This window comes from Streptomyces sp. ADI95-17 (genome assembly GCF_003846175.1).
In the GTDB taxonomy this organism is placed as follows: domain Bacteria; phylum Actinomycetota; class Actinomycetes; order Streptomycetales; family Streptomycetaceae; genus Streptomyces; species Streptomyces sanglieri.
In genome coordinates, this window is sequence record NZ_ML123050.1 from 153756 (window position 1) to 163844 (window position 10089).

Consider the following 10089-nt stretch of genomic DNA (forward strand, 5'->3'; position numbering starts at 1 on the left):
GGTGGTATCCCCGGACCGGTGGGTGCGAAGGACCGACTCGGACGGGACGACGCGGGCAACCAGGTCTGCGATGCCGAGTGCCTTGCGTTGCAGAGCGTCGCGGACGAGCGTCAGGCAGGTGAACGCGTCAGCCGTGGCATCCAGACCTGCGCGCGCAAAGGTCCACGCATAGTGCAGCTTCAGGAGATCGGTATCGCAGACCGCGACACCTTGCGCGCGCTCGTCACGGACGGCCTCTGCCCATCTCTCTTTGTTCCGGTGTACCCAGAAGGCGCTCGTCTCTTCAGGAGACGCCGCATCATCCGGTCGAACATGCCCGGCAAGTTCGCAAACTGCCTTCGGAATCTGCAGTGAGCTGACGTAGCGGCTTTTTCCTGGGTGGTGTGCGCTGCTGACGGGCCAGATCGTGGGCGCCCATCGAGTCGGTGATCGGTGAACAGTAGGCTGCCGTGCTCGCGGGCGGCCAGGAGGTGGGTGAACACGGCGGCGCGCAGCAGAAGTTGAGCCCAGGCGGGTATGGGGTGGGCCAAGCAGCCCTGCCGTCCGTTGTGACGGTCGTGAAGGGCCAGGGTGGTGCCGTCGAGTTCCACCACAGACGCAGCGGGCCACCCCGGATACCGGAGAGTGGATCAGCTTGCCGGCCCTGACTACGTTCGGCGCCCGTCCCGGGGAGGAGGGCTCGGGTCGGCCGAAGCGCAGGCGGGTGAGCAGGCTGAGCGCGGAGACCGGGCCGAGGATGTGACTCATCCTTCTCGCCGGCTCGCGCGGGGCGCTGCGACACGCGAGGTTTCTCATTACCTCGCTACCCCCGAAGCGATCGGATCGAGGTATCTGATTGCGCCTTGTCATAATTTTCCATCAGGTGTCCTGCCATGCTTGCGTCTTGTCGCGTGAGGGGTGCGGGGCGCTTTGCTGTGAGGAGAGGTGAACCCGCGGATGACAGCTCGTACTCGTGGACAGGGAGATTTTTCGCGGTATCGGGTCAGCCGCCACTGGCCCGTGGCCGTGTTCAGGGCCCCGGCCGGTGGAACACCCCCGGTTCGTGCGGCCGGTGCGTCCGATCCGGTCGGCTCGGGTGGACGGCGTGGAGCGCGCGGTATGGGGGTGGTACCGGTGGGGTGCGCGCTGCTGTCCGGTATGGCGCTGCTGGCGACCACGGCTCCACCGGTGGCCGCCGCGCCGGTGAGGGCCGTGCCAGTGCAGGCGCAGAGGGCTGATCCGTCGCAGACCTTCACCTTCACCGGCACTCCGCAGACCTTGACGGTTCCGGCGGGGGCCGTGGTGACGGTCACCGCGGACGGCGCCGGCGGCGCCGACAACACCGGCACCCCCTGTTCCGTCACGGGGACCGGCGGGTCAGGGGCGCGGGTCGTCACCACCTTCCCGCAAACCGCCGCACCGACGACCTTCACCGTCAACGTCGGCGGCACCGGCGGCAAAGGCTGCAACGGCACCGGGACGCCGGGTGCCGGCGGGTTCAACGGCGGCGCCCCAGGTGGGAGTTTTCCGCTCAGTGGTTTTCATTTTGAAGGTCCGGGTGGGGGCGGGGCCTCCAGCATCAGCACGGGCGGCTCCTTGCTGGTGGTCGCCGGGGGCGGCGGTGCCGCCGGCGGCACCGGAGCGGGCTCTACGGGAGGGCACGGAGGCAACGGCGGGACAACGCCGGATGCCACCGGCGGTACCGCAGGAAGTGCCACCGGCCCTGGGGCTTCGCCGGGGCAGGGCGGTGGCGGTGGCAGCACCAGCACCAGTACCGGCGGTGCCGGCGGGGCCGCCGGTACCGTTCCATTCTGTGCGGTCACGAACGGCGGTCCGGGGGGCGGGTTCTCAGGTGCCGCCGTCGGTACCGGTGGCACTGGTGGCAGCTTCGACGGCGGCTGCGCCGCCACTGCCATCGCTACTGGTGGGGGCGGTGGCGGTGGGTACTTCGCCGGCGGGGGCGGCGGCAGCGGCGCCGTCAACAACACGGGCACCTCGGCGGGTGGGGGCGGTGGCGGTGGGGGCAGCAGCTTCACCGCCCCCACGGGTATCGGCACGAGCTATGCGCTTTCGACGACGGGGACGGCGAACCACAACGGCCAGGTGATCATCTCCTACACGGTCCCGTCCTTGACCATCACCAAGACCCACACCAGCCACTTCACCCAGGGGCGGGATGGCACCTACACCATGACCGTGGGCAACGCCGCCGGGGCCGCCCCGACCAACGGCACCACGGTCACCGTGCACGACAGCCTCCCCGCCGGGCTCAGCGCCGACAGCATCCGTGGCACGGGATGGAACTGCGCCCTGAACACCCTCACCTGCACCCGTAGCGATGTCCTCCCCGCCGGGAGCAGTTACCCTCCCATCACCCTGAAGGTCGACGTCTCCTGCAAGGCCCACGCCCAGGTGACGAACACCGCCACCGCCATTGGGGGCGGTGACACCACTACCCACACCGCCACCGACCTCACCAAGATCAAGCGCCACAGGCACGACGAGCGCTGCGAGCGCCACGACCACCGGTAACCCGACCGACCTGTGCCAACGGCAGAGCCCCGCCCCCGCGCCTGTCTCACAGCAGTCCGCGTGGGTGCCGGCCTGACCGCCGCGACAGCCCAGAGCCCGCCCAGAGAGCCGCTCGATCCATCACGGCCCGGTTGGTGGGCAAGTTCCTCACCAGCCCGACCGGCTCAGAGCCCTGTGGCACGCGCTACCGCGGCCCCGGGAGTAGCCACCGCAGCCGGGCAGAACCGCCCTGCCCGGCTGCTGCCGCCGTTCGAACGTCCAGCGGCGCTGAACTCGCGTGCGGGCCACCGCGCCACTCCGCCCACTGCGAGTCGGGCAGGCCAAGGCCGTGGGGGCCTCGACCACGGCCGGCGTCTGCGAGCGGGACGGCAACGAGGACCAGACCCGCGGATCGAGCACGGCCTCGGTCGTCACTTCGGTGTCTCGGATGCGGGACTCCTGCGGCCACGGCGGCCCGGATGGCGCCCAGGGCGTGGGCGACGTCGAGCAGCCGGGGCGCCTGTGACCGGCGGACACAGAAGCGAGAACTCCCACCTCGCGGACAGGGCGTACGGCGACGGGGTGCAGCTCTTGCCCCCGGGCGGCCCTCAGGCCCCTGCGGCCGAACCGTCGGCGGAGTCGCCGCGGGAGGTCCACTCCGGTGCGGCGCCGACCAGCGAGTCGAGGCGTTCCAGCCGCTGGGCGGTGGAGACGTCGGTCGGCGTCATGACGATGATCCGCTCGCCCCGCACCCGGTCCAGCCACAGGCTCTGGAACTGGACGTCGAGGGCGCCGACGCGCGGTGACTGGTAGCGGCGCAGCTGGGTGCGGTCGCCCACGATTTCGTACGACTCCCAGTGCCGTACGAAGTCCGGCGACTCCTGGCGCAGCCGGGTGATCAGTGCGTTCCAGCGGGGGTCGTCGCGGTGTTCCGGCTGGCGGGTGCGGAGTTTCGCGGTGATTTCGCGAAGGACGCTGTCCTCGTCGACCAGGCTGTTGCGCCAGCTCGGTTCGGTGAACATCAGCCAGGCGCAGTTGCGTTCCTCGACCGGGTACGCGTCCAGGTCGGCGAACAGGTACCGGTAGGTGCGATTGGCCGCGACCAGGTCGTAGCAGTCAGTCTGCACGGCGGCCGGGTACGGCAGCAGCTTGGCCAGGACGGCGGTGTGCTCGGGGCGCAGGTCCATGGGCGGTCCTGGCTCGGTGGCCGCGCCACGGCCCGCGAGTACCATCAGGTGGCGGTGCTCGGCGGCATCCAGACGCAGGACGCGCGCCACCGCGTTCAGTACCTGGTCGGACGCGTTCTTGGCCCGCCCCTGTTCGAGCCACGTGTACCAGGTGACCCCGACGCCGGCGAGCTGCGCGACCTCCTCGCGCCGCAGACCGGGTGTACGGCGCCGTCCGCCTGCGGGCAGGCCCACCTCACCGGGGGTGACGCGGGCGCGACGGGCGCGCAGGAAGGCGCCGAGGGTGCTGCGGTCGGGTGTCGAAGAGGTCACCACCCCAGTGTCCCGGCTCGGGGCCGGTGGATCCAGGTAGTACTGGTACCCCTATAGCTGGGCTCCTGGTACCAGGATGACGAGGGGCGCAGGGTCGTGGTCATGACCACACAGACCGTTCCCACCGCGCACACTGTGGCGCCGCACCCGGCGCGCGCCCTCACCGGCTCCGGCCTCGCCGTCCTGCTCGTCGCGTACCTGCCCGTGAACATGACGTTCGGGTCGGTCAACCTGCTCGAACCCGCGATCATCGATGACCTCGGCGTGACCGTGTCGGGCGGGCAGCTCGTGCTGTCCGCGTACACCACGGCGTTCGCCGCGACCCTCGTCGTCGCGGGGCGCCTGGGCGACCGGTTCGGACGGCGCCGACTGCTCGCTGCCGGCGTCGGCGCGTTCGGCGTGGCCTCCGTCCTCGCCGCACTCGCGCCGAACCTGGTCACACTCGTCGCGCTGCGTGCCGTACTGGGTATCGCCGCGGGCCTGTTCACCCCGCAGGTCCTGTCCACCATCCAGTCCACGGCGCCCGAGAAGCTGCGGGCACTGGGCGTCACACTGTTCGCCGCCGTCAGCGGCATCGCGACCGTCACCGGACAGCTCCTCGCGGGCGCCGTGGCCCAGGCCGCCGGTGACCACTGGGGCTGGCGGCTCGTTCAGATGCTCACCGGGACGATAGGAGCGGCCGCGCTGCTCGCCCTGCGCACCGTGCCCGAGTCGCGCTCGACGGCACCGCTCGCGCTCGATCTGCGCGGGGCCGCGCTCCTCGGCACGGGCCTGCTCCTCGTCGTGGTGCCCCTGACGCTCGGCACCTCCGCGGGCGGTCCTGCCCCGGTGCTCGCGATGCTGGCCGCGGGCGGTGCGGTGCTCGCCGTCTTCGCCCGCTCGCAACGCGCCGCGGAACGCCGCGACGAACTGCCCGTCGTACCGCCGAGCGTGCTGCGCACCCCGGCCGTACGCCAGGGCCTGATCATGACGCTGCTGTTCTTCACCGGTTACGGGGCCTTCCTGTACGAGTTCTCGGCGCTCTCCCAGGGCGCGTTCGGCGTGGACGCCTGGGGCGCCGTCGAGCTGCTGCTCGGGTTCGGCGCGGCCTTCGTCGTCACCGCCCTCGCCCTGCCGGCCGTGGAACGCCTCACCGGACGCTGGACAATGACGGGTGCGGCCATCGGGCAAGCGGCTGTGCTCCTGGGACTCGCCCTCACCGTGAACGGCACCCACGGTGGGACCCCGTCGGCCCTGCAGCCGCTCCTGATCGTGCTCGGTGTCACTCAGGCCCTTATGTACGGGCCGGTCCTCCGCACGGTCCTGTCCCGCACACCGACGTGGGCGGCGGGTGTCGCCGGTGGGCTCTTCACCACGTTGCAGCAGCTCGGTCTCGGCCTGGGCGTGGCGCTCCTGGGAGGCGTCTTCCACGCCGTGGCCACCGCGACGGCGGGCGGTCCCGCCGCCGGGCTGCCCCACGGTTTCGCCGTCGCCGTGACCGTGCAGGCCGCCCTGGCACTGGCATTCGCCTTCCTGGCCGCCCGTATAGCACCGGCCGGGGCGGCCTGACACATGTGGGTGTGCAGGAGTTCTTCGCAGCCTGGGTGTCTCATGAGCCCTGGTCGTCGGGTCGGACTTCGTATGATCAACGACGCCACACCCCCGACGGTACGAACACCAGAGACTGGAACGTACGTCCGCAGACTCACCACCGGATTGCGGGTGGGCGGGGCGGCGGGGTACCGCGGTTCAGCAAGGAACGCTGCCCCGGGGCGGCTGCGCAGTTCGTTCGGTGGTGGCGCCTGGCCCACGGGTCTGCTGTAGCGGTGCTGAGGCGCGATCCAGATTTTTCGGAGTTCGGCGGTCTGAGGATGTCGAGAACGTGCCACCGGCTCCGTCCCAGAGACATCAGCGGCCACCACCGGCCGCACGAAGAAGAAGGAGAGACCAGCATGGCGATTCAGCGGATGGACAACGTCGGCATCGTCGTCGAGGACCTGGATGCCGCCATCGCGTTCTTCGTGGAACTCGGTATGGAGCTGGAGGGCAGGGCGGAGGTCGAGGGCCTCGTCGCCGACCAGTGCACCGGACTCGACGGTGTCCACTGCGACATCGCGATGGTCCGGACCCCGGACGGTCACAGCCGGCTTGAGCTGGCGAAATACCGCAGCCCCGCAGCGATCAGCGCCGGGCCCCGCAACCGGCCGCACAACATTCTGGGCACTCACCGCGTCATGTTCGCCGTCGACGACATCGAGGACACTGTCGCCCGCCTGCGCCCTCACGGCGCTGCACTCGTCGGCCAGATCGCCCGGTTCGAGGACAGTTATCGGCTCTGCTACATCCGCGGCCCGGAGGGCATCATCGTCGGACTGGCCGAGCAACTGCGCTGAGAAGGAGGAACCGAACCATACAGCCGAACGAGACCACCGAGGTTCGGAACCGCCCGATAAGCCAGGAGCTGCTGACCCATGACGTACCCGCCTGGCCTACGTCGCCAAGGACGGATCCCCGCGCAACGTACCGATCGCCTCTCGATCACCCTGACTCGAACAATACCTTCAGCGAATGGGGACAGGCGTTCGGTGACGAAGTCCTCGCCACCGCCATCCTCGACCGCCTCCTCCACCACTGCGGCGTCATCTCCATCAAGGGGGTCTGTCGCATCATTCCCTGGACTGCTCCTGATGGGAGTTGCGGTTTGCAGCCCGGCAAGCCCATCACGCGAGAGGACCTGCCAACGCTGCTGGCCGACGCCGACAACTGGGACTACCCGGACAGCAGCGACTGGATCGGCTGTCTAGCTTCACCGATGAGTCGTGGCCCCACCCAACAACGGGGTGAGTTCTGGCCCCACTTCCTGATCTTCAAGGCCGGAAGCAACAACGAGAGTTGACCCCATCTTCAGGCCACTCTGCCGCCTTCCTCGCGCGAGTCTGACGTGAGAGTCTTGCCCGTTGACGAAGGGTTGACGGTATGGCGCAGACGGCGGAACGAGGTCGCCGGACGGTCCTGGAGAAGCTGGAGCAGGGCCAGGTCTGCAAAGGGGTGGTGTCGTCCATCGAGAGGTTCGGCGCGTTCGTCGACATCGGAGGCTTCGATGGACTGGTGAACGTGGCCGAGTTGACCTGGGCTCACCACTTCGAGGCAGTGTCGGACATCGTGGAGGTCGGACAGGAGGTCACCATCGTGGTCCTGGGCGTCGATGTCGAGCGGGAACGGGCTTCCTTCTCGCTGAAGGCGCTTTATCCGGATCCGCTTGAGGAGTTTGCTCGCGTTCAGTTCGGTCGCGTGGTTCCGGGCCGGGTGGAGAGGGTCGTGAGGATCGGAGCGTTCGTGCAAGTCCACGAGAATTTCGCGGGACTGGTTCCGATCCATGAGCTCGCAGAGCGGGATGCGGATCAGCCTGAGAGCGTCTTGCAGATTGATGATGAGGTTATGGTCGAAGTCGCTGGAATCAACCTGCACAGACGGCGGATCCTGCTGTCCCTCCGCTCGTAATGGGGTTGTCGGCTCACGGCGGGGTGATCGGTGTGAAGCCGCAGGTCGTCCTGTGTTCGTCGCCGCCTGCTGGGCGCGGGTGTGGGAGAGACAGTAGGAGCCGGTTCCGGTCTCGATGGAGTTACGCCAAAGGTCAGCCGGTCCACGGTGGCCGCGCAGAGCCGGGGATCAGTGAACGTCTTTGTCCAGCCGGAGAACGATTCGTTGGACGTGATGGCGCCACTGTTCTTTTCCTCTCGTTCAGCCAAAACCTGGAAGAGGAGTTCAGCCCGCGTTCGTCGAGCTCCATGTAGCCGAGTTCGTCGATGCATAAGAGGTCGACGCGGCCGTAGCGGGCGATGGTCTTCGTGAGTTGCTTCTCGTCAGCCGCCTCGACGAGTTCGTCGACGAGTTCGTCGACGAGTTTCGCGGCGAGTGCGTAGCGGCCTCTGAAGCCGGCCATGGCTGCCGTGGTGCCCAGCGCGATCAGGAGGTGGGACTTGCCGGTTCCCGAGTCGCCGATCGCAGCACGGCTGGCCATCGCGGACCCAGTCACAGATGGTGAGGGTGTGGATGGTGGCGGGTTGGACGTTGGGGTTGGCGTCGAAGTCGAATAAGGAGAGCCACTTGCTGCGGGTAAAGCCGGGCGGCTTTGATCCGTCGTTCCGATCGGCGCCGGTCGCGTTCATCGCACTCGGCCATCAGCAGTTCGGTGAGGAAGCCGGGCTTCACGCGCGGGGTGAATGCTCCCGAGGCCCTGGCTTGTTCGAGCGCGGTCGCCCCCGGCAGGGCACCGGGCTTGCGGGCGAGGGCCTCAAGGTAGTGATCCAGGACGAGCCTTGAGCCGTAGCGGGTGGTCAGCCGTTCGTGCCGGGCGACCTCGTCGGAGCCGTCGAAGACGACCACTTCTGAGGCGTGCAGGAACACCCGGACCTGGTGGCCGACCAATCGGATCGGACCGGCACCGGCACAAAGTGATTGCGGCGAAAACGGCCCACTTCGCCTTCGACGCCGCCCTTCTCATGGGCCCCTTCCAGGCCCGGGCGGCAGTACACAGCATCCAGTCCGAGTGCGAACGGAGCGCAACCCATCGTTCGTTCTCCGCCTGAGTGCGAGCGAACCCGAGCACCTGGCTGAGTGCGGATCGCCGATTGCCGTAACGGACCTTGCCGGTAGGGATCCCGCCCAGCACGCTGAAGGCATGCAGGTGGCCTTCGAGAAACGCCTCCTGCCCGCAGGAGGCGAACACCCGGTGGACCGCCTTGCCGGATTACGACATCCGGAACGTGAACAGAAAACAGCGCGGCCTCTCGCCCCGCAGCAGCACAGTCACGTCGCCGAAGTCGACCTCGGCCGCGACCCCGGGCCGGTGCGCCGGCGGGATGAACACCCTGGACGGAGCCCTGCCCGCCGCCACCCTGATCTCCGGGCGCCGCAGCCGCGCGTAGTCACACACCGAGGAGCAGGAGATGCCCTCCATCTCATGTTCCGCCACCAACCGGTCGAAGATCCGCCTCACCGAATGGCGCTGCTTGAGAGGCGCGTCCAGATCCACCCGCAACATCGCGTCAATCGCAGGTTTGCAGGGAACCAGGCGCGAGAGCCACGAGTAATTGTCAAGACCTGTGGATGGCCGCTCGCCGGTTGTCCCGATGACGGAAGTCGTGACCGCCGCGGTCTGACGGACGGTGGCTCGATTTTGGCTGCTGCAGCGGTTGCCCTTGCGGTGATCGAAATTGGATCGTCTGCGGCTCGTGGTCAGTCGTAGGGTGCGGCAATGGACTGGAACGCCTGGCATGGCAAGTACGACGTAGCGGACTCCTGGATGGAACGGAGGCTGCGGACCGTTCAATCGCAGAGCCGGGCTGCCCTGGACAATGCTCCGGCCGGGCCGCTGAAGGTGATCAGCCTGTGCGCCGGGGACGGTCGCGACCTCCTCCACGTCCTGTCCGATCATCCGCGCCGCCACGAGGTGCGGGCGCGGCTTGTCGAGTTGGACGCCCGCAACACCGCCGCGGCTTCGGAGACGGCCCGCTTGGCAAAGCTGGACCAGGTCGAGGTAGTGACGGGCGACGCCTCCCTCATCGACCAGTACCGGGGCATGACCCCCGCGGACCTCGTTCTGGTCTGCGGTGTCTTCGGAAACATCACCGACAGCGACATCGAGGGCACCATCGGCGCCTGCAATCAGTTGTGCAAGACCGGTGGCAGCGTCATCTGGACACGCAACCGTGCCGCCCCCGACCGAGTGCCCATGATCTGCGATTGGTTCGACGAGCAGGGTTTCGAACTGCAGTGGCTGTCCGAACCGGATGTCGGCTACGGGGTCGGTGTGCACCGGTTCACCGGCACGCCTCGACCCCTGCGCACCACCACCCGACTGTTTGAGTTCGTGGGCTACGACGTGCTCCGTCAGCGTGAGACTGCACAATCCGGCTGACCTCTGTCCTGGCAGCCCCACTCCTGTCCAAGTAGTTGCCCTATCCGACCAGCCGCCACAAGATCAGGCAGCGCCCCCGCGAACGTTCGACCAGGGCGCCACTCTTGAACCGGGCGCCCGTGCGGACCAGGGGCACGAGGTGGGCTCCGGTGATCGCCCGCCAGCGGGCCTGGGCGGCCTCGACAAGTTTGAACACATCGC

General features: G+C 68.5%; 10 protein-coding genes and 2 pseudogenes. 9 read left to right on the forward strand and 3 right to left on the reverse strand.

Annotated features, from left to right (window positions below; translation table 11 throughout):
- The 3 genes from EES42_RS31470 to EES42_RS45050 all read left to right on the forward strand — a co-directional run.
- Nucleotides 1-354 (forward strand): hypothetical protein (locus EES42_RS31470; protein WP_206433673.1); only part of this gene is annotated, 354 nt, incomplete at its 5' end.
- A gap of 744 nt (nucleotides 355-1098) precedes the next feature.
- The gene (locus EES42_RS31475; protein WP_124721693.1) at nucleotides 1099-2511 is read left to right on the forward strand and encodes a DUF11 domain-containing protein; all 1413 of its coding nucleotides are present in this window, start codon (nucleotides 1099-1101) and stop codon (nucleotides 2509-2511) included.
- A gap of 328 nt (nucleotides 2512-2839) precedes the next feature.
- Nucleotides 2840-3016 (forward strand): hypothetical protein, encoded by a 177-nt coding sequence (locus tag EES42_RS45050; RefSeq protein WP_164495397.1) that lies wholly within the window; start codon nucleotides 2840-2842, stop codon nucleotides 3014-3016.
- A gap of 82 nt (nucleotides 3017-3098) precedes the next feature.
- Here the strand turns inward: EES42_RS45050 and EES42_RS31480 are convergent, their stop codons facing one another.
- Nucleotides 3099-3989, reverse strand: coding sequence for a helix-turn-helix transcriptional regulator (locus tag EES42_RS31480; RefSeq protein ID WP_124721694.1), 891 nt, complete (start codon nucleotides 3987-3989; stop codon nucleotides 3099-3101).
- Between the two features lie 102 nt (nucleotides 3990-4091).
- Between EES42_RS31480 and EES42_RS31485 the strand changes: the two genes are divergently transcribed.
- The 5 genes and pseudogenes from EES42_RS31485 (at nucleotide 4092) to EES42_RS31505 (ending at nucleotide 7469) form a co-directional block, all read left to right on the forward strand.
- Nucleotides 4092-5537, forward strand: coding sequence for an MFS transporter (locus EES42_RS31485; RefSeq protein WP_124721695.1), 1446 nt, complete (start codon nucleotides 4092-4094; stop codon nucleotides 5535-5537).
- A gap of 383 nt (nucleotides 5538-5920) precedes the next feature.
- A complete protein-coding gene (locus tag EES42_RS31490) occupies nucleotides 5921-6361 on the forward strand; it encodes a VOC family protein (protein WP_124721696.1) in 441 nt (146 codons plus the stop codon).
- 155 nt (nucleotides 6362-6516) lie between these two features.
- Nucleotides 6517-6624: pseudogene (locus EES42_RS31500) on the forward strand (ATP-binding protein); the annotation flags it as partial.
- Between the two features lie 45 nt (nucleotides 6625-6669).
- Complete coding sequence (locus tag EES42_RS45055) at nucleotides 6670-6864, forward strand: hypothetical protein (protein WP_164495398.1); 195 nt, start codon at nucleotides 6670-6672, stop codon at nucleotides 6862-6864.
- Between the two features lie 80 nt (nucleotides 6865-6944).
- Nucleotides 6945-7469, forward strand: coding sequence for a S1 RNA-binding domain-containing protein (locus EES42_RS31505; protein ID WP_124722170.1), 525 nt, complete (start codon nucleotides 6945-6947; stop codon nucleotides 7467-7469).
- Between the two features lie 69 nt (nucleotides 7470-7538).
- Here EES42_RS31505 and EES42_RS31510 read toward each other — a convergent pair.
- Nucleotides 7539-8171 (reverse strand): annotated as a pseudogene (locus tag EES42_RS31510) (ATP-binding protein); the annotation flags it as partial.
- Between the two features lie 547 nt (nucleotides 8172-8718).
- On the reverse strand, nucleotides 8719-9012 hold the full coding sequence (locus EES42_RS31515; protein WP_124721697.1) for a hypothetical protein: 294 nt from the start codon (nucleotides 9010-9012) through the stop codon (nucleotides 8719-8721).
- 213 nt (nucleotides 9013-9225) lie between these two features.
- Between EES42_RS31515 and EES42_RS31520 the strand changes: the two genes are divergently transcribed.
- The gene (locus EES42_RS31520; protein WP_124721698.1) at nucleotides 9226-9888 is read left to right on the forward strand and encodes a class I SAM-dependent methyltransferase; all 663 of its coding nucleotides are present in this window, start codon (nucleotides 9226-9228) and stop codon (nucleotides 9886-9888) included.
- Nucleotides 9889-10089 lie beyond the last annotated feature (201 nt).

Bases quoted from the DNA above. Each gene is read 5' to 3' on its own strand.
- EES42_RS31475 (WP_124721693.1), top strand. From the start codon at position 1,099: ATGGGGGTGGTACCGGTGGGGTGCGCGCTGCTGTCCGGTATGGCGCTG.
- EES42_RS31485 (WP_124721695.1), top strand. From the start codon at position 4,092: ATGACCACACAGACCGTTCCCACCGCGCACACTGTGGCGCCGCACCCG.
- EES42_RS31490 (WP_124721696.1), top strand. From the start codon at position 5,921: ATGGCGATTCAGCGGATGGACAACGTCGGCATCGTCGTCGAGGACCTG.
- EES42_RS31505 (WP_124722170.1), top strand. From the start codon at position 6,945: ATGGCGCAGACGGCGGAACGAGGTCGCCGGACGGTCCTGGAGAAGCTG.
- EES42_RS31515 (WP_124721697.1), bottom strand. From the start codon at position 9,012: ATGTTGCGGGTGGATCTGGACGCGCCTCTCAAGCAGCGCCATTCGGTG.
- EES42_RS31520 (WP_124721698.1), top strand. From the start codon at position 9,226: ATGGACTGGAACGCCTGGCATGGCAAGTACGACGTAGCGGACTCCTGG.